Below are 17,317 nucleotides of genomic sequence, written 5' to 3'. Positions count from 1 at the left end.
GCGGGCTTTTGTTGCCGAAGCCGGAGCGCGGGCAGCCTCAGGCCGGCGCGGCGATCTGCACCTGCTTGCGCACGATCAGCATCGCCACTTCCAGCGCCTGCTCGTAGTTCAGGCGCGGATCGACCGTGGAGCGGTAGGCGCGTTCCAGATCGCTCTCGGTGAGCTCGCGCGCGCCGCCCAGGCATTCGGTCACGTCTTCGCCGGTCAGCTCCAGATGCACGCCGCCCAGGCGCGTGCCCGCCGCCGCATGCAGTTCGAAGGAGTCTTCGATCTCCGAGCGGATGTTGCGGAAGCGACGGGTCTTGTAACCGTTGCTGGTGCTCTCGGTGTTGCCGTGCATCGGATCGCACACCCACAGCACGCGACGGCCGTCGCGGCGCATCGCATCGAGCAGCGGCGGCAGCTTCTCGGCGATCGCGGTCGCGCCCATGCGGTGGATGAAGGTCAGGCGGCCCGGCTCATCCTCGGGATTGAGCAGATCGATCGTGCGCAGCAGCTGATCCGGCGTCACCGACGGACCGACCTTGAGCGCGATCGGATTGCGGATGCCGCGGAAATATTCCGCGTGCGCGCCCTCGACCGCGGCGGTGCGCATGCCGATCCACGGGTAGTGGGTGCTGAGGTTGAAGAAGCCCCAATGACGCGGCACCTGCCGGGTCAGCGATTCTTCGTACGGCAGCAGCAAGGCTTCGTGCGAGGTGTAGAAATCCACCCGGTTGAGGTTGTGCACTTCCGAACCCGACAGCGTTTCCATGAAACGCACCGCGTCGCCGATCGCATTGACCATGCGCCGGTATTCGTCGGCCAGCGGCGAGTGACCGACCCAGCTCAGGTTCCAGTACTCGGGATGATGCAAGTCGGCGAAGCCGCCGTCGATCAGGGCGCGGACGAAATTCATCGTCATCGCCGAACGCGCGTGGCCCTTGATCATGCGGCGCGGATCGGGCTTGCGCGCGGCCTCGTTGAAGGCCGGCGCGTTGACCATGTCGCCGCGGTAACTCGGCAAGGTCACGCCGTCGATGGTCTCGCTGTCGGCCGAACGCGGCTTGGCGTACTGGCCGGCGAAGCGACCCACGCGCACCACCGGCTTGCGCATGCCGTGGACCAGCACCAGGCTCATCTGCAACAACACCTTCAGGCGGTTGGAGATGACGTCGGAGGAACACTGGTCGAAGCTCTCGGCGCAATCGCCGCCCTGCAGCAAAAATCGCTTGCCTTCCTGCGCCTCGGCCAGTTGCTGCTTGAGCGAGAGGATCTCCCACGAGGTCACCAGCGGCGGCAACTGACGCAGTTCCTGCAACGCCGACTCCAACTCGGTCGCGTCCGGATAGCTGGGCAACTGCAGTGCGGTGCGCTCACGCCAGGAGGTCGGGCTCCAGTCGGCGGGCAGATTGACGGCACGAAGGTTGCTGTTGCGATCGGAAGCGCTCATTTCCTTGATTCCAGTTGGTGTCGCGGTGTGTGGAGGGTTGGAGTGAATGGGAGGGTTGGGACGGCTGAAACAGAAGGCTTACTCGGTTCAACGTGCGCGGAACGCGGCATAGGCCGCCCACAGCGCCAGCACGATGAAGCAGATCAGGCTCCAGGCCGGCATGGCCAGGCCCAGGAAGGTCCAATCGACCGCGGCGCATTCGCCCGAACCGGTCATGACCTTGCGGATCACGCTGGCCAGCGGCATCGCCTCGACCATGTAGTTCAGCCCCGGGCCGCAGGCCGGGACCTGATCCGGCGGCAGGTGCTGCAGGCGCACGTGATTGCCGGCGACGGCGATGCCCGCCAACGACGCTAACAGCGCCAGGACGCCGTAGCTGCGACGGCCGCCGGGCTTCTTCGGCCCATGCAGACCGCCGATCAGAAACACCACGCCCAGGGCGGCGAACGCCACGCGCTGGAAGATGCACAGCGGGCACGGCTCGAGGTGCTGGTAAAGCTGCAGGTAGAACGCATACGCCAGCAGCGCCGCGCAGGCCAGGAAGCCGAGCAGGTACTGGATACGGAAGGAGGCTTTGAAGGGGCTCATATTCACACCATACGGGTCTGGGTCGGGTCGCGCCAATGTCGGATAGGCATGTCGTGGCGCAACGTGGCGTTTCGTCGCAGTCAACATCGACTGCGCCCGGCGGCGAAAGTTGCGCGCGCAAACCAATCGCTACCTGGACCTGCCTGTCGTGATCATTTTCCGCTGCAACCGTTGCCGGCGTAACCGTCGCCTAAAAGCAAAAACCCCGGCCTGGGCCGGGGTTTCGCTGACGGGTCCATGGCCGGATGAGCGGCCGCGGACCTTGTCGTTTTCGGATCTTGCACGTCGCAGCGCCAGTCGCCCGGCGCGGCTCGATTACTCGGCCGCGGCTTGCGGACGATCGACCAGTTCGACATAGGCCATCGGCGCATTGTCGCCAGCGCGGAAACCGCACTTGAGGATGCGCAGGTAGCCGCCCGGACGCGAGGCGTAACGCGGGCCGAGCTCGACGAACAAGGTGCCGACGGCTTCCTTGTCGCGCAGGCGCGAGAAGGCCAGGCGGCGATTGGCGACGCCGTCCTTCTTCGCCAGCGTGATGAGCGGCTCGGCGACGCGACGCAGCTCCTTGGCCTTCGGCAGGGTGGTGCGAATGAGACCGTGCTTGATCAGCGAAGCGGCCATGTTGGTGAACATGGCGTCGCGGTGAGCACTGGTGCGGCTGAACTTACGGCCGGCTTTCTGATGGCGCATGACTGTGATTCCTGATGAATGTTGAAACGATTGGACTTCGCTGTCGCCATCCAGGCGTTGGTGCATTGGACTGCGGGTGGTCCGAACCGATCGTTCCTTGATCGGCTGGCCGCGGACTTCTGGGTCCGTCGGCGGGGTGGGGCTTGGTGCGTGGTGCGGTGTTGCGGATGCGGCAGGATTCGAGTGAAGAATCCACGCTTCGGTTGCCCTCGGCGTGGACTCCTTTCGTTCCCGGCCCGGCGCAGTGCGCCGGGCGTTCGTCCCAGCGCGCGGCTATGCCGCGCAAGCGCTGGGACTCACCCCATCATCCCATGCGAAGCGATGCCGGCCGGCGGCCAGTTTTCCAGCTTCATCCCGAGGGACAGGCCGCGCTGAGCCAGCACTTCCTTGATCTCGGTGAGCGACTTCTTGCCGAGGTTCGGGGTCTTGAGCAGCTCGACTTCGGTCTTCTGGATCAGATCGCCGACGTAGTAGATGCTCTCGGCCTTGAGGCAGTTGGCCGAACGAACGGTGAGTTCGAGGTCGTCGATCGGACGCAGCAGGATCGGGTCGATACCGCTGGTCGCCGGCTTGGCCGCACCGCGGTCGCGGTGGGTGAAGTCGCCGAACACCGACAGCTGATCGGTGAGGATGTCGGCGGCGGTGCGCACGGCTTCCTCGGCGTCGATCGTGCCGTTGGTTTCGATATCCAGAACCAGCTTGTCCAGGTCGGTACGCTGCTCGACGCGCGCGGCTTCCACGGCGTAAGCGACGCGACGGACCGGCGAGAAGCTGGCATCCAGCATCAGGCGGCCGATCGCGCGGGTTTCTTCGTCCGGACGACGGCGCGAAGCCGCCGGCTGGTAGCCGAAACCGCGTTCGATCTTCAGACGCATGTTGATCGCCGTGTCCTTGGTCAGGTGGCAGATCACGTGGTCGTTGTTGAGGATTTCAACGTTGTGGTCGGTCTTGATGTCGCCGGCGGTGACGATGCCGGGACCCTGCTTGGCCAGCGACAGCGTCGAAGCGTCGCCGGTGTGCATGCGGATGGCGACGTCCTTGAGGTTCAGCAGAACTTCCAGCACGTCTTCTTCCAGACCTTCGACCGTGGTGTACTCATGCAGTACGCCGTCGATTTCGACCTCGGTGATGGCGAAACCCGGGATCGACGACAGCAGCACGCGACGCAGCGCGTTGCCCAGCGTGTGGCCGTAACCGCGCTCCAACGGTTCAATCACGACTTTCGCGCGATTGCCGGCGAGGCGTTCGATCTGCGGACCGCGCGGGCGCAGTACCTGGTTGGCGGTAACCGTCATGTTTCGGTGTCTCCAATGACCTCGGCCGGGGGGCGGCGAGAGGCTTTAGCTCTTGGAGCCCCCTCGGATCGAGGGAGCGGCCGATGCGACTGGCGCACCGACCTGGGTTGCGGGTTCTCCGCCGGAATCCCGAGGGATGCCGGCGGATGCCCTGCACTATTACTTGCTGTACAACTCGACGATCAGCGCTTCGTTGATGTCGGCCGGCAGGTCCGCACGATCCGGAACCGCCTTGAACACGCCGCTGAACTTCTTGCTGTCCACTTCGACCCACGACGGCGACAGGTCCATCTGCGACGACACGGTCAGGGATTCCTGCACGCGAAGCTGCTTCTGGGCGCGCTCGGACAGAGCGATCGCATCGCCGGCCTTGACCTGGTAGGAAGGCAGGTTGACCGACTTGCCGTTGACCGTGACGCCGCGGTGCGAGACCAGCTGACGGGCAGCCGGACGAGTCACGGCAAAGCCCATGCGGTAGACGACGTTGTCCAGACGGGTTTCCAGCAACTGCAGCAGGTTCTCGCCGGTGTTGCCCTTCTTGGTCGAGGCCTTCTTGTAGTAGTTGCGGAACTGACGTTCCAGCAGACCGTAGATACGCTTGACCTTCTGCTTCTCGCGAAGCTGGGTGGCGTAGTCGGACAGCTTGCCCTTGCGGGCGGTGGGGCCATGCTGGCCGGGTTTTTGCTCGAGCTTGCACTTCGAGTCGAGCGCGCGCGCGGACGACTTCAGACCGAGGTCAGCGCCTTCGCGACGAGCGAGCTTACAGGTGGGGCCAATATAACGAGCCATTTTTCTTCAGCTCCTCAGACGCGACGCTTTTTCGGCGGACGGCACCCGTTGTGCGGGATGGGCGTCACGTCGATGATGTTGATGATCTTGTACCCGACGTTGTTCAAGGAACGAACGGCGGACTCGCGACCCGGACCCGGGCCCTTGATGCGCACTTCCAACGACTTGACGCCGTAGTCGAGCGCAGCACGGCCAGCCTTTTCGGCTGCCACCTGGGCGGCGAACGGGGTCGACTTACGCGAGCCGCGGAAACCCGCGCCGCCCGAAGTCGCCCACGAGAGCGCGTTGCCCTGGCGGTCGGTGATCGTGATGATGGTGTTGTTGAAAGAAGCATGGACGTGGGCGATACCGTCGGTGACGATGCGCTTGATCTTCTTCTTGGTCTTGACTGCTGCCGGCTTGGCCATGGTCTAGGTCCCCTTACTTCTTGATGGCCTTGCGCGGACCCTTACGGGTACGTGCATTGGTCCGGGTACGCTGACCACGCAGCGGCAGGCCGCGGCGGTGACGCAGGCCGCGGTAGCAGCCCAGGTCCATCAGACGCTTGATGGCGATGCCGACCTCACGACGCAGATCGCCCTCGACCACGAACTTGCCGACTTCGGCGCGCAGGCGCTCGACTTCGGGCTCGGACAGGTCACGGATCTTCGTCGTCGAAGTCACGCCTGCCGTCTGGCAGATTTGCTTCGAACGGGTACGGCCGATGCCGAAAATGCTTTGCAGGCCAACCCAGACATGCTTCTGGGCAGGCAAATTAACGCCCGCAATACGCGCCATAAGGCGATCTCCAACTGATTTGGCGGCCGAGACGGATCAATCCCGGCGGAGTGAACTGGAAATTATATCTAGGTCTCGGGTTAATAGGAAGCCCCGCGGCACCAGAGGTGCCACGGAACCACGGCATGGGGAGTGTGCCCATGCTCCGGCGACGAGTCTGAACTGGCTGAACAATGCGATGACCTGCCCTGCTCAGCCCCGCGCGCTACTCTTGCGCGCGAACCGGTCCTGACTCACCCGCGCGCGAGACCGCCGCGCGAGCCGCCCTTCAAATTCGCTTTCTTCAACAGGCTCTCGTACTGATGCGACATCAGATGAGCCTGGATTTGAGCGATGAAATCCATAATCACGACCACCACGATCAGCAGCGAGGTGCCGCCGAAGTAGAACGAGGTGCCGAGCTGGGTACGCATGATCTCCGGGAGGAGACAGACGATGACCAGGTAAATCGCGCCGGCCGCGGTAAGCCGCGTCAGCACGCCATCAACGTAATCCGCGGCGGCCTTGCCGGGACGGATGCCCGGGATCAGCGCGCCCGACTTCTTGAGGTTGTCGGCGGTTTCCTGCGAATTGAACACCAGCGCCGTGTAGAAGAACGCGAAGCCGATGATCAGACCAGCATACAGGATCATGTGCACCGGTTCACCCGGGCTGAGCCATTGGCTCATGCGCTGGAGGAAGCCGGACACGCCGCTGCCGCTGTTGCTCTGGGCGAACCAGGTCGCCGCGGTCGCGGGGAACATCACGATGCTCGAAGCGAAGATCGCCGGGATCACGCCCGACATGTTGAGCTTCAGGGGCAGGAACGACGCCTGATTCATGTAGGCGTTGCGACCGCCCTGACGACGGGCGTAGTTGACCGTGATCCGGCGCTGGCCGCGTTCGACGAAGACCACCAGGTAGGTGAAGCCGAACACCAGGGCGATGACGGCGATGGCCGCGATCGCGCTCATGTCGCCGTTGCGGATCTGCTCGAACATCTCCAGCACCGCGGCCGGCAGGCCCGCCACGATACCCGCGAAGATGATCAGCGACACGCCGTTGCCGATACCGCGCTCGGTGATCTGCTCGCCCAGCCACATCAGGAACATGGTGCCGGCGGTCAGTGAGATCACGGCGGTCAGGATGAAGCCCATGCCCGGTGCGTACACCACCGGCAGACCGTCGGGCGCCACGCTCGACTGCAGACCCGCCGCGATGCCCCATGCCTGGAACACCGCGAGCGGAATCGCACCCATGCGCGACCACTGGTTGATCTTGCGACGGCCCGATTCGCCTTCCTTCTGGATGGCTTTCAGACTCGGCACGATCTGCACCAGCAGCTGCACGATGATGGATGCCGAGATGTACGGCATCACGTTCAACGCGAACAGGCTGAAACGGTGCAGAGCGCCACCGGAGAACATGTTGAACATGTCCACGATGGTGCCCTGCTTGGTCTCCATGAACTTGACCATCGCCTCCGGGTTGATACCCGGCACCGGGATGTAGCTGCCGATGCGATAGACGATCAACGCGCCGATGACGAACAGCAAACGCTGACGCAACTCGGTGAACTTGCCGAGTCCGCCGCCGATTCCAGCCATTGCGTTGCCGCTGCGCGCCATTGAGCCCTTACTCCTCGACCTTGCCGCCGGCCGCTTCGACCGCGGCCTTCGCGCCGGCCGTGGCCAGCACGCCCTTGAGCACGAACTTCTTGGTCAGCTCGCCCTTCTTCACGATCTTGGCCTGCTTGGCGTTGCTCGGAACGAGCTTCGCGGCCTTGAGCGCGGCGAAATCGATCTCGCCGGCTTCCAGCTTGTCCAGCTGATACAGCAGGACTTCGGCCGTATCGTTCTTCAGCTTGGAGCGGAAGCCGATCTTCGGCAGACGACGCTGCATGGGCATCTGACCGCCTTCGAAGCCGGCCTTGATCTTGCCCTTGCCCGAACGGGCGAAAGAACCCTTGTGGCCGCGGCCGGCGGTCTTGCCGAGGCCGGAACCGATACCGCGACCGACGCGCTTGCGGTCTTCGCGGGCGCCGTCAGCCGGCTTGAGTGTATTGAGACGCATGATGTTCTCCTTAGCCCTCGACCTGAACCAGGTAGTGGACCGTATTGATCAGGCCACGAACCTGCGGGCTGTCTTTCAGCGTCCGCACGTCGTTGAGCTTGTTCAGGCCGAGCGCCTTCACCGACAGGCGGTGACGCGACTGACAGCCACGCAGACCCTTGACCAGGCGCACCGTGACGGTGCCGCCCTCGACGGGCTTGTTAGCAGCCTTAGCCATGGTTGAGATCCTCCACCTTCTTGCCGCGCTTGGCCGCGATCTTGGCCGGCGAATGCATGCCGGTCAGACCCTTCAGCGTGGCGCGAACCAGGTTGATCGGGTTGCGCGAACCGGTGGCCTTGGCCAACACGTTCTTGACGCCGACCGCTTCGAGCACGGCGCGCATCGCGCCGCCGGCGATCACGCCGGTACCTTCCGAGGCAGGCTGCATGTACACATGCGCCGCGCCATGGCCGGACTTCACGGCATGCCACAAGGTGCCGCCATTGAGGTCCACGTTGTTCATCGCCTTGCGGGCGTATTCCATCGACTTCTGGATCGCGACCGGCACTTCGCGCGCCTTGCCGTAACCGAAGCCGACCTTGCCGTTGCCGTCGCCGACCACCGTCAACGCGGTGAAGGTGAACTGGCGACCGCCCTTGACGGTCTTGCTGACGCGGTTGACCGCGATCAGCTTTTCGATCATGCCGTCGTCGATCTCTTCGCGGTTGCGATCACGGTCGCGGCCCCGCGGGGCTCTATCGTCTGCCATTTCGATGTCTCTTTGATTAAAGGGATTTGCGGCGTGGCCGCTTATGATTGTGAAGTGATTCGGGTGCCGCGCAGTGGCAGGAATCCGCCAAAGCGCCCGACACAAACCCGTGTCGGCGGGTGAAGCTGTTCGATGCGAAAGGCGTGGAGACGAATCTCCACGCTTTCAAGCCTGATATCAGTCTGAATACGGCAAGCCGTATTAGAACTGCAGACCGCCTTCGCGCGCGGCATCGGCCAGCGCCTTGATGCGGCCGTGGTAGCGGTAGCCCGAGCGGTCGAAAGCGACCTTCTCGATGCCCGCGGCCTTGGCGCGCTCGGCGATCAGCTTGCCGACCTTGACGGCGGCTTCGGCGTTCTTGCCGTTCTTCAGGCCTTCCTTGACGTCGGCCTGCACGGTCGAAGCCGTGGCCAGGACCTTGGAACCGTCGGCGGTGAAGACCTGGGCGTACAGGTGCTGACCGGTGCGAAGCACGGTCAGACGGGCGACGCCGAGATTGCGGATGTGCGAGCGGGTCGACTTGGCGCGACGCAGACGAGCGATGTTCTTGTTCATGTTCTGATCTCCGAAAGCTGAAAGCTTGGTGTTTTGACGCCGGCCCTAGGACCGGCGCCCTACCCGTTAGGCCTTCTTGGCTTCCTTACGGATGATGACTTCGCCGGCGTACTTCACGCCCTTGCCCTTGTAGGGCTCCGGCGGACGGAAACCGCGAATCTTGGCGGCGACTTCACCGACGCGCTGCTTGTCCGCGCCCTGGACCAGGATTTCGGTCTGGGTGGGGGTCGCGATGGTGATGCCTTCCGGGGCCTTGAACAGAACCGGATGGGAGAAACCCAGGGCCAGATTCAGGTCGCTGCCCTGCATCGAGGCGCGGTAACCGACGCCGACCAGCTCGAGCTTGCGCTCGAAGCCTTCCGACACGCCCTTCACCATGTTGGCGAGGATGGCGCGCAGGGTGCCGGTCAGCGGGATCAGCGCCGCGTCTTCGGTCGTGAACAGGGCTTCGCCGTTCTCGACCTTCAGATTGATGGCGGCGGGCTTACCGATCGACAGCGAGCCCTTCGGGCCCTTGGCGACGATCGTGTCGGCCTGGATGTTGATTTCGACGCCCTTCGGGAGAGCGATCGGCTTCTTGGCAACTCGGGACATGTCTGATTACTCCCTTAGGCCACGAAGCACAGGACTTCACCACCGACGCCCTGCTGGCGCGCCTGGGCGTCAGTCATGATGCCCTTGGAGGTGGAGATGATGGCGATACCCAGGCCGCCGAGGACCTTGGGCAACCCGTCTTTGCCGCGGTACTGGCGTAGGCCCGAACGGGAGTAGCGCTGGAGGCGCTCGATCACCGGCTTGCCTTCGTAGTACTTCAGCGAGATTTCGAGTTCGGACTTGCCCGGACCGACTTCGGTCACGCGCGAATCCAGGATGTAACCCTCGTCCTTCAGCACGGCGGCGATAGCCACCTTGACCTTGGACGACGGCATTTTCACCGTCTGCTTGCGCACAGCGGCCGCATTCTTGATGCGGACCAGCATGTCGGCGATGGGATCAGTCATGCTCATTGAATATCACCTATGAGTAGCACCGATATCCGCGGGATTGCGAATTTCAGTAATAGATACAGCTAGTTACGTTGCTTCAACAACGCCGCCGCGGCCCGAGGGCCGCGGCGGTGGAACCGGGAAAGCCGGTAATAGTACCAGAGATTTACCAGCTTGCCTTGCGCAGGCCCGGCACGTCGCCGCGCATGGTGGCTTCGCGCAGCTTGTTGCGGCCCAGGCCGAACTTCTTGTAGACGCCGCGCGAACGACCGGTCAGGGCGCAACGGTTGCGCTGGCGGCTCGGCGACGAGTCGCGCGGCAGCTTCTGCAACTTGATGACCGCCTCGGCCTTGTCTTCGTACGAAGCGCTGTCGCTGGAGATGATCTTCTTCAACGCATCGCGCTTGCCGGCGTACTTCTTCACCAGCTTGGTCCGCTTGATGTCGCGGTTGATCATGGAAGTCTTAGCCATAGTTCAATCCTAGACTCAGTTGCGGAACGGGAAGCGGAAGGCTTCGAGCAGGGCTTTCGCCTCGGCGTCGGTCTTCGCGGTCGTGGTGATCGCGATGTCCATGCCGCGCAGGGCGTCAACCTGGTCGAAATCGATTTCCGGGAAGATGATCTGCTCCTTGACGCCCATGTTGTAGTTGCCACGGCCGTCGAACGAACGGCCGGAGACACCACGGAAGTCGCGCACGCGCGGCAACGAGATGTTGACCAGGCGGTCCAGGAACTCGTACATCTTGGCGCGGCGCAGGGTGACCTTGGCGCCGATCGGCCAGCCGTCGCGGATCTTGAACGAAGCCACCGACACGCGGGACTTGGTCACGATCGGCTTCTGGCCGGCGATCTTGGTCATGTCGGCGACGGCATTTTCCAGGATCTTCTTGTTGGTGGCCGCTTCGCCCACGCCCATGTTCAGCGTGATCTTGACGAGGCGCGGCACTTCCATCGGGTTCTTGTAGCCGAACTTTTCGGTCAGCGACGGAACCACTTCTTTCTTGTAAAACTCTTCGAGCCGGGTGGTCATTTCAGCATTCCTCAGGCGTCAACCGCCTCACCACTGGAGCGGAACACACGCAGTTTGCGTCCATCCTCCAGCATCTTGAAACCGATGCGTTCGCCCTTGCCGGTGGCAGGGTTGAACAGCATGACGTTGGAAATGTGAATCGGCGCTTCGCGCTCGATCACGCCGCCCGGCTGGTTGGCCTGCGGATTCGGCTTGGTGTGGCGCTTGATGATGTTGATGTTCGACACGACGACCTTGTCGCCGAGCACGCGCACCACATCGCCCTTCTTGCCCTTGTCCTTGCCGGCGGTGACGATCACTTGATCGCCCTTCTTGATACGGTTCATGGTCTAGTTCCTCTGCTCAGAGCACTTCAGGCGCGAGCGAGACGATCTTCATGAACTTCTCCGAGCGAAGCTCGCGAGTCACGGGTCCGAAGATACGGGTGCCGATCGGCTCATGCTTGTTGTTGAGCAACACCGCAGCGTTGCCATCGAAGCGGATCAGCGAGCCGTCCGGACGGCGCACACCCTTGCGGGTGCGGACCACGACGGCGTCGTAGACGTCGCCCTTCTTGACCTTGCCGCGCGGGATCGCGTCTTTCACGGTGACCTTGATGATGTCGCCAATGTGCGCGTAACGGCGCTTGGAGCCGCCGAGCACCTTGATGCACATCACTTCCTTAGCACCGGAGTTGTCGGCAACGCCGAGGTAGCTTTGCATCTGGATCATGGTTCAGCCTCCTCTTAGACGGCCGCGCGGCTGACGATTTCAACCACGCTCCAGTTCTTGGTCTTGGACATCGGAGCAATTTCCTTCACCCGCACGATGTCGCCTTCTTTGCAGGCGTTATCGGCGTCGTGGGCGTGGAGCTTGGTCGAGCGACGGATGTACTTGCCGTACAGCGCGTGCTTGACCTGACGCTCGACCAGCACGGTGACGGTCTTGTCCATCTTGTTGCTGACGACCCGGCCTTCAACCGTGCGCAGCGCCTTGTCTGTATTGTTGTCGGTCATGGCGGGTCCTTACTTCTTCTCGCCCAGCAGCATGTTCACGCGAGCAATCTCGCGCTTCACGCGGCGGGGTTCGTGGGTCTTGGCCAGCTGGCCGGTGGCCTTCTGCATGCGCAGAGCGAAGCTCTCCTTATGCAGCTCGACCAGATGAGCCTTGAGCTCATCGGCCGACTTCTGACGAAGTTGCTTGAGTTCCATTAGCGCACCGTCCGGGTAACGAAAGTGGTGGTCACCGAGAGCTTGGCCGCGGCCAGACGGAACGCTTCGCGCGCCACGTCTTCAGCCACGCCTTCGATCTCGTAAATCATGCGACCAGGCTGGATCTGAGCGACCCAGTACTCGACGTTGCCCTTACCGGAGCCCATTCGGACTTCAATCGGCTTCTTGGTGATCGGCTTGTCCGGGAACACGCGGATCCACATCTTGCCGCCACGCTTGACGTAACGGCTGATCGAACGGCGGGCCGCCTCGATCTGGCGCGCGGTCAGCTGACCGTGCGCGGTTGCCTTGAGGCCGTATTCGCCGAAGCTGACGGCGTTGCCGCTCCAGCTCAGGCCATCATTGCGGCCCTTGTGTACCTTGCGGTACTTGGTTCGCTTGGGTTGCAACATGACGGATTACCTCTGTTCGCGGGCAGGACGGCCCGGACGGTCGTTACGATCACCGCGGTCGCCGCGGTCACCACGATCGCTGCGCGGCGAATCGTCCTGCTTCTCCTGGCCCACCTGGGAGAAGTCGAACACTTCGCCCTTATAGATCCAGGTCTTGATGCCGATGATGCCGTAGGTCGTCTTGGCTTCAGCGAAGCCATAGTCGATGTCGGCACGCAGCGTGTGCAGCGGCACGCGACCTTCGCGGTACCACTCCGAACGCGCGATTTCGGCGCCGTTGAGACGGCCGGCGACGTTGACCTTGATGCCCAGGGCACCCAGGCGCATCGCGTTGCCGACCGCGCGCTTCATGGCGCGGCGGAACATGATGCGGCGTTCCAGCTGCTGAGCGATCGACTCGGCGACGAGCTGCGCGTCGAGTTCCGGCTTGCGGACCTCGGTCACGTTGATGTGCGCCGGAACGCCCATCAGCGCGCTGACTTCCTTACGCAGCTTCTCGATGTCCTCGCCGCGCTTGCCGATCACCACGCCCGGACGGGCGGTGTGGATCGTCACGCGGGCGTTGTTCGCCGGACGTTCGATGAAGATCTTCGAGATGCCGGCCTGAGCCAGCTTCTTGCGAAGCATTTCGCGAACCTTCAGGTCAGCCGCCAGGTACTCGGCGTACTGCTTCTTGTTGGCGAACCACTTGGAATTCCAGTCCTTGGCGATGCCCAGGCGGATTCCGGTCGGATGAACTTTATGACCCATTGTCTGACTCCGCCTTACTTGCCCGCGCCCACAACCACAGTGATGTGGCTGGTGCGCTTGAGGATGCGGGTGCCGCGGCCTTTCGCACGAGCCATAAAGCGCTTCAGTGCGGGACCCTCGTCCACCATGATGGTCTTGACCTTGAGCTCGTCGATGTCGGCGCCCTGGTTGTTCTCGGCGTTGGCGATGGCGGACTCCACGACCTTGCGGATCAGTGCAGCTGCCTTCTTGTCCGAAAACTTCAGCAGGTTGACGGCGCGCTCAGCGGACAGACCGCGCACCTGGTCAGCGACCAGGCGGGCCTTCTGCGGGGAGATGCGCGCGGTGCGCAGGATGGCTTTCGCTTCCATAGTCATCTCCTTACTTGCCCGACTTCTTGTCGCCGCCGTGACCCTTGAACGTACGGGTCAAAGCGAACTCGCCAAGTTTGTGGCCAACCATGTTTTCGTTGACCAGCACCGGGATGTGATTCTTGCCGTTGTGGACGGCGATCGTGAAGCCAACCATTTCCGGCAGCACCATCGAACGACGCGACCAGGTCTTGATCGGCTTCTTGTTGTTGCCCGCGGTTTCGACCTTCTTCATCAGATGATGATCGACGAACGGGCCCTTCTTGAGTGAACGTGCCATGTCCGATTAACCCCTGCGATCGCGCACGATGAATTGCGTGGTGCGCTTGTTCTTGCGCGTCTTGTAACCCTTGGTCGGAACACCCCACGGGGTGACCGGATGCGGGTTGCCCTGGCCAGCCTTCGCCTCACCACCACCGTGCGGGTGATCGACGGGGTTCATGGCCGCGCCGCGAACGGTCGGCTTGATACCGCGCCAACGCTTGGCGCCGGCCTTGCCGAGCTTCTCGAGGCTGTGCTCGTCGTTGCCGACTTCGCCGATGGTGGCGCGGCACTCGACCGGCACCTTGCGCATTTCGCCGGAGCGAAGACGCAGCGTGGCGTAGCCCTGCTCGCGAGCGACCAGCTGCACGCCGGCGCCGGCGGCGCGGGCGAGCTGGGCACCCTTGCCCGGCTTCATTTCGATGCAATGCACCGTGGAGCCGACCGGGATGTTGGTGAGCGGCAGCGTGTTGCCGACGCGGATCGGAGCGTCGCGGCCCGCGATCACCTGATCGCCGTCCTTCAGGCCCTTGGGGGCGATGATGTAACGGCGCTCGCCATCGACGTAGCACAGCAGCGCGATGTGCGCGGTGCGGTTGGGATCGTATTCGATCCGCTCCACGCGCGCCGGAATGCCTTCCTTGTCGCGCTTGAAGTCGATGATGCGGTAATGCTGCTTGTGGCCACCGCCGATATGACGGGTGGTGATGCGACCGTGGTGGTTACGGCCGCCGCTCTTGCTCTGCTTTTCGACCAACGCCGCGTGCGGCGCGCCCTTATGCAGGCCCGGCGTCACGACGCGGACCGCATTGCGGCGGCCGGCGGAAGTGGGCTTGAAAGTCATCAATGCCATGGATCTTTCCTCAGGCCTTGGCCATCACGTCGATCGACTGGCCATCGGCCAGCTTCACGTACGCCTTGCGCCAGTCGGCGCGACGGCCCATGCGGTTCTTGAAGGCTTTCTGCTTGCCCTTCACGTTGACCACATTGACAGCCTCGACCTTCACGTCGAACAGCTTTTCCACGGCGACTTTGATGTCGGCCTTGGTAGCGTCCGTCGCCACTTCGAAGACGTATTGGTTGGAGACTTCCTGCAGACGCGCGGTCTTTTCGGACACGCGCGGTGCGCGGATGATGCTGTAGAGCTTGGCGTCGTTCATGCCAGCCACTCCTCGATCTTCTTGACCGCATCGGCGGTGAACACGATCGAATCGGCGCCGACGAGGGCCACCGGATCGAGTCCCTGCACGTCGCGGACTTCCACATAAGGCAGGTTGCGGGCCGAGAGGTACAGATTCTCGGACGCTTCCTCGGTGACGAGCAGCGGACGACGGCCCATTTCCAGCGACTTCAGCATGGCGATCATGCCCGAGGTCTTCGGCGAGTCGATATCCAGCTTTTCGACGACGGTGATGCGGCCCTGGCGGTTCAACTCCGACAGGATCGCGGCGATCGCCGCGCGGTACATCTTGCGGTTCACCTTCTGGGCGAAGCTGCGCGGCTTGGCCGCGAAGGTCACGCCGCCGCCGACGAAGATCGGAGCCGTCAGCGCGCCATGACGCGCACCGCCGCCCTTCTGCTTCTTCGACTTCTTGGTGGTGCCGTTGACTTCCGAACGCGTCTTCTGCGCCTTGGTGCCGGCGCGGCCCGCGTTGCGGTAGGCCACAACAACCTGGTGAACCAGGTCTTCGCTGAATTCGCGATCGAAGATGGCGTCGGAAACCGACAGCTTCTTGTCGCTACCGTTGATGGCAAGTTCCATCGTTATGCTCCCTTGCTCGACGGGCGGACGATCACGTCACCGCCCGGAGCGCCCGGCACGGCGCCCTTGATCGCGATCAAGCCGCGCTCGGCGTCGACCTTGACCACTTCCAGGCCCTGCGTGCTCTGCTGGACGGCGCCCATGTGACCGGACATCTTCTTGCCCGGGAAAACGCGACCCGGCGTCTGGCGCTGGCCGATCGAACCCGGCGAGCGGTGCGACAGCGAGTTACCGTGCGTCGCATCGCCCATGCTGAAGTTCCAGCGCTTGATCGTGCCCTGGAAGCCCTTGCCCTTGGTGATGCCCTGGACGTCGACGATCTGGCCCACTTCGAAGATGTCGGCCTTGATTTCGCCGCCCACTTCGAAAGCGTTGATCTTGTCGTCTTCCACGCGCAGTTCCCACAAGCCGCGGCCTGCTTCGACCTTCGCCTTGGCGAGGTGACCGGCTTCGGGCTTGTTGACGAGCGCCGCGCGGCGCACGCCGACGGTCACCTGCACGGCGCTGTAGCCGTCGGTTTCCGTGGTCTTGATCTGGGTAATACGGTTCGGGGTCGCTTCGATGAGGGTCACCGGAACCGACTTGCCGTCTTCAGTGAAGAAGCGGCTCATGCCGGCCTTGCGACCGACGATGCCCAACGAATATTTCTTCGCGGTCATGGTGGGTGCCTCAGGTCAGCTTGATCTGGACATCAACGCCAGCCGCGAGTTCGAGCTTCATCAGCGCGTCCACGGTCTTGTCGTTGGGGTCTACGATGTCGAGCACGCGCTTGTGCGTGCGGGTCTCGTACTGGTCGCGCGCGTCCTTATCGACGTGCGGGGAGACGAGAACGGTGTAGCGCTCGATCTTGGTCGGCAGCGGGATCGGGCCGCGCACTTGCGCGCCGGTCCGCTTGGCCGTCTCGACGATCTCGCTGGCCGAGCGGTCGATCAGACGATGATCGTACGCTTTGAGCCGGATCCGGATCTTTTGGTCCGCCATGACGGAATTCCTTGGTTAAAAGAGCGACGGGACGGCTTCTGGGTGCGCCGACCCCACGAAAACGCAAACACTCCAGGGCAACACCCTCGCCCCGGAGCTTCCTTGCCTGGAAAAGCTAAGGCGGCCCGGTTTCCCGGCCCGCCCAGACGGAATAAAACGCACGAATGGCTCCATTTAGCGTTCTTTGGATGCCCGAGGGCCCAGAACGTATGGAGCGCTGCCGTGCGACATGTCCCTGTCTGGCGAATACGAGGCGCATCCTGCTCCTCATTTCGCTGGTTGCGCCGCCCCGGAATAAACAGGGGTGGCACGGTGGTCGCGCATTCTACATGCATCCGATCGGAGAGTGCAAGCACCCGCCTCCTGGACGATGAATACGGCCCCTGCCCTCTCCGGGCCGGACTTGGACTACCGGTTTTCTCAATCGCGGTCGCGGGACCGCGGTTGAGAAAACCGGCGACGGGCTGGGCCCGTCGCGGGTTTCTTTGTTGCTGGCGGCGATCCGGGGATTGCCGCTTTGAGCATCTTGGCCTTCGATGAGGGGCGGCGCCGGACTTCGGGGCTTCTTCCTCGTCTCTGGATCCCCGCCTTCGCGGGGATGACGAACTGACAAAGCCGTGCGCGCCTTTGGCGCGCACGGGTCAGTTCGTCACTTGATGATCTTCGC

General features: G+C 63.2%; 29 protein-coding genes. All 29 read right to left on the bottom strand.

Annotated features, from left to right (window positions below):
* Positions 1-37: 37 nt before the first annotated feature.
* The 29 genes from J7J50_RS14125 to rpsJ all read right to left on the bottom strand — a co-directional run bounded on the left by J7J50_RS14125 (position 38) and on the right by rpsJ (position 16,650).
* A complete protein-coding gene (locus tag J7J50_RS14125; RefSeq protein WP_215057519.1) occupies positions 38-1,432 on the bottom strand; it encodes a 3-deoxy-7-phosphoheptulonate synthase class II in 1,395 nt (464 codons plus the stop codon).
* Positions 1,433-1,519: 87 nt separating this feature from the next.
* Positions 1,520-2,020 carry a disulfide bond formation protein B gene (locus J7J50_RS14120; RefSeq protein ID WP_057943861.1) on the bottom strand — a complete coding sequence of 167 codons (501 nt, stop codon included), beginning with the start codon at positions 2,018-2,020 and terminating at the stop codon, positions 1,520-1,522.
* Positions 2,021-2,335: 315 nt separating this feature from the next.
* Positions 2,336-2,710 carry a 50S ribosomal protein L17 gene (rplQ, locus tag J7J50_RS14115; protein WP_057943862.1) on the bottom strand — a complete coding sequence of 125 codons (375 nt, stop codon included), beginning with the start codon at positions 2,708-2,710 and terminating at the stop codon, positions 2,336-2,338.
* A 296-nt stretch (positions 2,711-3,006) separates the two neighbouring features.
* Positions 3,007-4,005: a DNA-directed RNA polymerase subunit alpha gene (gene rpoA / locus J7J50_RS14110; RefSeq protein ID WP_057943863.1), complete on the bottom strand. Its 999-nt coding sequence runs from the start codon at positions 4,003-4,005 to the stop codon at positions 3,007-3,009.
* A gap of 159 nt (positions 4,006-4,164) precedes the next feature.
* Positions 4,165-4,794, bottom strand: coding sequence for a 30S ribosomal protein S4 (rpsD, locus tag J7J50_RS14105; protein WP_036111747.1), 630 nt, complete (start codon positions 4,792-4,794; stop codon positions 4,165-4,167).
* Positions 4,795-4,808: 14 nt separating this feature from the next.
* On the bottom strand, positions 4,809-5,201 hold the full coding sequence (gene rpsK / locus J7J50_RS14100) for a 30S ribosomal protein S11 (RefSeq protein ID WP_036111750.1): 393 nt from the start codon (positions 5,199-5,201) through the stop codon (positions 4,809-4,811).
* Positions 5,202-5,214: 13 nt separating this feature from the next.
* On the bottom strand, positions 5,215-5,571 hold the full coding sequence (rpsM, locus tag J7J50_RS14095) for a 30S ribosomal protein S13 (protein WP_036111754.1): 357 nt from the start codon (positions 5,569-5,571) through the stop codon (positions 5,215-5,217).
* 233 nt (positions 5,572-5,804) lie between these two features.
* Positions 5,805-7,178, bottom strand: a complete 1,374-nt coding sequence (gene secY, locus J7J50_RS14090) for a preprotein translocase subunit SecY (protein WP_215057520.1) — start codon at positions 7,176-7,178, stop codon at positions 5,805-5,807.
* Positions 7,179-7,185: 7 nt separating this feature from the next.
* Positions 7,186-7,623 carry a 50S ribosomal protein L15 gene (gene rplO / locus J7J50_RS14085; protein WP_036111758.1) on the bottom strand — a complete coding sequence of 146 codons (438 nt, stop codon included), beginning with the start codon at positions 7,621-7,623 and terminating at the stop codon, positions 7,186-7,188.
* Between the two features lie 10 nt (positions 7,624-7,633).
* The gene (gene rpmD / locus J7J50_RS14080) at positions 7,634-7,840 is read right to left on the bottom strand and encodes a 50S ribosomal protein L30 (RefSeq protein WP_036111762.1); all 207 of its coding nucleotides are present in this window, start codon (positions 7,838-7,840) and stop codon (positions 7,634-7,636) included.
* Positions 7,833-8,372 (bottom strand): 30S ribosomal protein S5, encoded by a 540-nt coding sequence (gene rpsE / locus J7J50_RS14075; protein ID WP_046657640.1) that lies wholly within the window; start codon positions 8,370-8,372, stop codon positions 7,833-7,835. Before rpsE ends, rpmD begins: the two co-directional genes overlap by 8 nt.
* A 201-nt stretch (positions 8,373-8,573) precedes the next feature.
* A complete protein-coding gene (gene rplR, locus J7J50_RS14070; protein WP_057918898.1) occupies positions 8,574-8,927 on the bottom strand; it encodes a 50S ribosomal protein L18 in 354 nt (117 codons plus the stop codon).
* A 66-nt stretch (positions 8,928-8,993) separates the two neighbouring features.
* Positions 8,994-9,521 (bottom strand): 50S ribosomal protein L6, encoded by a 528-nt coding sequence (gene rplF / locus J7J50_RS14065; RefSeq protein ID WP_215057521.1) that lies wholly within the window; start codon positions 9,519-9,521, stop codon positions 8,994-8,996.
* A gap of 14 nt (positions 9,522-9,535) precedes the next feature.
* Positions 9,536-9,934 carry a 30S ribosomal protein S8 gene (rpsH, locus tag J7J50_RS14060; RefSeq protein ID WP_057943866.1) on the bottom strand — a complete coding sequence of 133 codons (399 nt, stop codon included), beginning with the start codon at positions 9,932-9,934 and terminating at the stop codon, positions 9,536-9,538.
* 145 nt (positions 9,935-10,079) lie between these two features.
* On the bottom strand, positions 10,080-10,385 hold the full coding sequence (gene rpsN, locus J7J50_RS14055; protein WP_057943867.1) for a 30S ribosomal protein S14: 306 nt from the start codon (positions 10,383-10,385) through the stop codon (positions 10,080-10,082).
* Positions 10,386-10,400: 15 nt separating this feature from the next.
* Complete coding sequence (gene rplE / locus J7J50_RS14050; protein ID WP_057943868.1) at positions 10,401-10,943, bottom strand: 50S ribosomal protein L5; 543 nt, start codon at positions 10,941-10,943, stop codon at positions 10,401-10,403.
* A gap of 11 nt (positions 10,944-10,954) precedes the next feature.
* Entirely contained in the window at positions 10,955-11,269 is a 315-nt protein-coding gene (gene rplX / locus J7J50_RS14045; RefSeq protein ID WP_215057522.1) for a 50S ribosomal protein L24, read from the bottom strand.
* 16 nt (positions 11,270-11,285) lie between these two features.
* Entirely contained in the window at positions 11,286-11,654 is a 369-nt protein-coding gene (gene rplN, locus J7J50_RS14040) for a 50S ribosomal protein L14 (protein WP_031373826.1), read from the bottom strand.
* A 14-nt stretch (positions 11,655-11,668) separates the two neighbouring features.
* The gene (gene rpsQ / locus J7J50_RS14035; protein WP_057943870.1) at positions 11,669-11,938 is read right to left on the bottom strand and encodes a 30S ribosomal protein S17; all 270 of its coding nucleotides are present in this window, start codon (positions 11,936-11,938) and stop codon (positions 11,669-11,671) included.
* A 9-nt stretch (positions 11,939-11,947) separates the two neighbouring features.
* A complete protein-coding gene (gene rpmC, locus J7J50_RS14030; RefSeq protein ID WP_057943871.1) occupies positions 11,948-12,133 on the bottom strand; it encodes a 50S ribosomal protein L29 in 186 nt (61 codons plus the stop codon).
* The gene (gene rplP, locus J7J50_RS14025; protein WP_036111797.1) at positions 12,133-12,546 is read right to left on the bottom strand and encodes a 50S ribosomal protein L16; all 414 of its coding nucleotides are present in this window, start codon (positions 12,544-12,546) and stop codon (positions 12,133-12,135) included. Before rplP ends, rpmC begins: the two co-directional genes overlap by 1 nt.
* 6 nt (positions 12,547-12,552) lie before the next feature.
* Entirely contained in the window at positions 12,553-13,296 is a 744-nt protein-coding gene (gene rpsC, locus J7J50_RS14020; RefSeq protein ID WP_057943872.1) for a 30S ribosomal protein S3, read from the bottom strand.
* Positions 13,297-13,310: 14 nt separating this feature from the next.
* Positions 13,311-13,646 (bottom strand): 50S ribosomal protein L22, encoded by a 336-nt coding sequence (rplV, locus tag J7J50_RS14015; RefSeq protein ID WP_057943873.1) that lies wholly within the window; start codon positions 13,644-13,646, stop codon positions 13,311-13,313.
* Positions 13,647-13,656: 10 nt separating this feature from the next.
* A complete protein-coding gene (rpsS, locus tag J7J50_RS14010) occupies positions 13,657-13,926 on the bottom strand; it encodes a 30S ribosomal protein S19 (RefSeq protein ID WP_057943874.1) in 270 nt (89 codons plus the stop codon).
* A 6-nt stretch (positions 13,927-13,932) separates the two neighbouring features.
* Positions 13,933-14,760 carry a 50S ribosomal protein L2 gene (gene rplB, locus J7J50_RS14005; protein ID WP_057943875.1) on the bottom strand — a complete coding sequence of 276 codons (828 nt, stop codon included), beginning with the start codon at positions 14,758-14,760 and terminating at the stop codon, positions 13,933-13,935.
* 10 nt (positions 14,761-14,770) lie between these two features.
* Positions 14,771-15,067, bottom strand: a complete 297-nt coding sequence (gene rplW, locus J7J50_RS14000) for a 50S ribosomal protein L23 (RefSeq protein ID WP_057943876.1) — start codon at positions 15,065-15,067, stop codon at positions 14,771-14,773.
* Complete coding sequence (gene rplD / locus J7J50_RS13995) at positions 15,064-15,669, bottom strand: 50S ribosomal protein L4 (protein WP_057943877.1); 606 nt, start codon at positions 15,667-15,669, stop codon at positions 15,064-15,066. The genes rplW and rplD overlap by 4 nt, the downstream gene beginning before the upstream one ends.
* 2 nt (positions 15,670-15,671) lie before the next feature.
* Positions 15,672-16,328, bottom strand: coding sequence for a 50S ribosomal protein L3 (rplC, locus tag J7J50_RS13990; RefSeq protein WP_057943878.1), 657 nt, complete (start codon positions 16,326-16,328; stop codon positions 15,672-15,674).
* A 10-nt stretch (positions 16,329-16,338) separates the two neighbouring features.
* Positions 16,339-16,650, bottom strand: coding sequence for a 30S ribosomal protein S10 (rpsJ, locus tag J7J50_RS13985; RefSeq protein ID WP_022968186.1), 312 nt, complete (start codon positions 16,648-16,650; stop codon positions 16,339-16,341).
* Positions 16,651-17,317 lie beyond the last annotated feature (667 nt).

The sequence above is a fragment of the Lysobacter sp. ISL-50 genome (genome assembly GCF_018612875.1).
Classification (GTDB): domain Bacteria; phylum Pseudomonadota; class Gammaproteobacteria; order Xanthomonadales; family Xanthomonadaceae; genus Lysobacter.
The sequence above is the reverse complement of the archived record's forward strand: the minus strand, read 5'-3'. Positions and strand labels throughout refer to the sequence as shown.

What these genes read in the sequence shown, in the direction of transcription:
- J7J50_RS14125 (WP_215057519.1), bottom strand. Translation starts at nt 1,432, where the DNA reads ATGAGCGCTTCCGATCGCAACAGCAACCTTCGTGCCGTCAATCTGCCC.
- J7J50_RS14120 (WP_057943861.1), bottom strand. Translation starts at nt 2,020, where the DNA reads ATGAGCCCCTTCAAAGCCTCCTTCCGTATCCAGTACCTGCTCGGCTTC.
- rplQ (WP_057943862.1), bottom strand. Translation starts at nt 2,710, where the DNA reads ATGCGCCATCAGAAAGCCGGCCGTAAGTTCAGCCGCACCAGTGCTCAC.
- rpoA (WP_057943863.1), bottom strand. Translation starts at nt 4,005, where the DNA reads ATGACGGTTACCGCCAACCAGGTACTGCGCCCGCGCGGTCCGCAGATC.
- rpsD (WP_036111747.1), bottom strand. Translation starts at nt 4,794, where the DNA reads ATGGCTCGTTATATTGGCCCCACCTGTAAGCTCGCTCGTCGCGAAGGC.
- rpsK (WP_036111750.1), bottom strand. Translation starts at nt 5,201, where the DNA reads ATGGCCAAGCCGGCAGCAGTCAAGACCAAGAAGAAGATCAAGCGCATC.
- rpsM (WP_036111754.1), bottom strand. Translation starts at nt 5,571, where the DNA reads ATGGCGCGTATTGCGGGCGTTAATTTGCCTGCCCAGAAGCATGTCTGG.
- secY (WP_215057520.1), bottom strand. Translation starts at nt 7,178, where the DNA reads ATGGCGCGCAGCGGCAACGCAATGGCTGGAATCGGCGGCGGACTCGGC.
- rplO (WP_036111758.1), bottom strand. Translation starts at nt 7,623, where the DNA reads ATGCGTCTCAATACACTCAAGCCGGCTGACGGCGCCCGCGAAGACCGC.
- rpmD (WP_036111762.1), bottom strand. Translation starts at nt 7,840, where the DNA reads ATGGCTAAGGCTGCTAACAAGCCCGTCGAGGGCGGCACCGTCACGGTG.
- rpsE (WP_046657640.1), bottom strand. Translation starts at nt 8,372, where the DNA reads ATGGCAGACGATAGAGCCCCGCGGGGCCGCGACCGTGATCGCAACCGC.
- rplR (WP_057918898.1), bottom strand. Translation starts at nt 8,927, where the DNA reads ATGAACAAGAACATCGCTCGTCTGCGTCGCGCCAAGTCGACCCGCTCG.
- rplF (WP_215057521.1), bottom strand. Translation starts at nt 9,521, where the DNA reads ATGTCCCGAGTTGCCAAGAAGCCGATCGCTCTCCCGAAGGGCGTCGAA.
- rpsH (WP_057943866.1), bottom strand. Translation starts at nt 9,934, where the DNA reads ATGAGCATGACTGATCCCATCGCCGACATGCTGGTCCGCATCAAGAAT.
- rpsN (WP_057943867.1), bottom strand. Translation starts at nt 10,385, where the DNA reads ATGGCTAAGACTTCCATGATCAACCGCGACATCAAGCGGACCAAGCTG.
- rplE (WP_057943868.1), bottom strand. Translation starts at nt 10,943, where the DNA reads ATGACCACCCGGCTCGAAGAGTTTTACAAGAAAGAAGTGGTTCCGTCG.
- rplX (WP_215057522.1), bottom strand. Translation starts at nt 11,269, where the DNA reads ATGAACCGTATCAAGAAGGGCGATCAAGTGATCGTCACCGCCGGCAAG.
- rplN (WP_031373826.1), bottom strand. Translation starts at nt 11,654, where the DNA reads ATGATCCAGATGCAAAGCTACCTCGGCGTTGCCGACAACTCCGGTGCT.
- rpsQ (WP_057943870.1), bottom strand. Translation starts at nt 11,938, where the DNA reads ATGACCGACAACAATACAGACAAGGCGCTGCGCACGGTTGAAGGCCGG.
- rpmC (WP_057943871.1), bottom strand. Translation starts at nt 12,133, where the DNA reads ATGGAACTCAAGCAACTTCGTCAGAAGTCGGCCGATGAGCTCAAGGCT.
- rplP (WP_036111797.1), bottom strand. Translation starts at nt 12,546, where the DNA reads ATGTTGCAACCCAAGCGAACCAAGTACCGCAAGGTACACAAGGGCCGC.
- rpsC (WP_057943872.1), bottom strand. Translation starts at nt 13,296, where the DNA reads ATGGGTCATAAAGTTCATCCGACCGGAATCCGCCTGGGCATCGCCAAG.
- rplV (WP_057943873.1), bottom strand. Translation starts at nt 13,646, where the DNA reads ATGGAAGCGAAAGCCATCCTGCGCACCGCGCGCATCTCCCCGCAGAAG.
- rpsS (WP_057943874.1), bottom strand. Translation starts at nt 13,926, where the DNA reads ATGGCACGTTCACTCAAGAAGGGCCCGTTCGTCGATCATCATCTGATG.
- rplB (WP_057943875.1), bottom strand. Translation starts at nt 14,760, where the DNA reads ATGGCATTGATGACTTTCAAGCCCACTTCCGCCGGCCGCCGCAATGCG.
- rplW (WP_057943876.1), bottom strand. Translation starts at nt 15,067, where the DNA reads ATGAACGACGCCAAGCTCTACAGCATCATCCGCGCACCGCGCGTGTCC.
- rplD (WP_057943877.1), bottom strand. Translation starts at nt 15,669, where the DNA reads ATGGAACTTGCCATCAACGGTAGCGACAAGAAGCTGTCGGTTTCCGAC.
- rplC (WP_057943878.1), bottom strand. Translation starts at nt 16,328, where the DNA reads ATGACCGCGAAGAAATATTCGTTGGGCATCGTCGGTCGCAAGGCCGGC.
- rpsJ (WP_022968186.1), bottom strand. Translation starts at nt 16,650, where the DNA reads ATGGCGGACCAAAAGATCCGGATCCGGCTCAAAGCGTACGATCATCGT.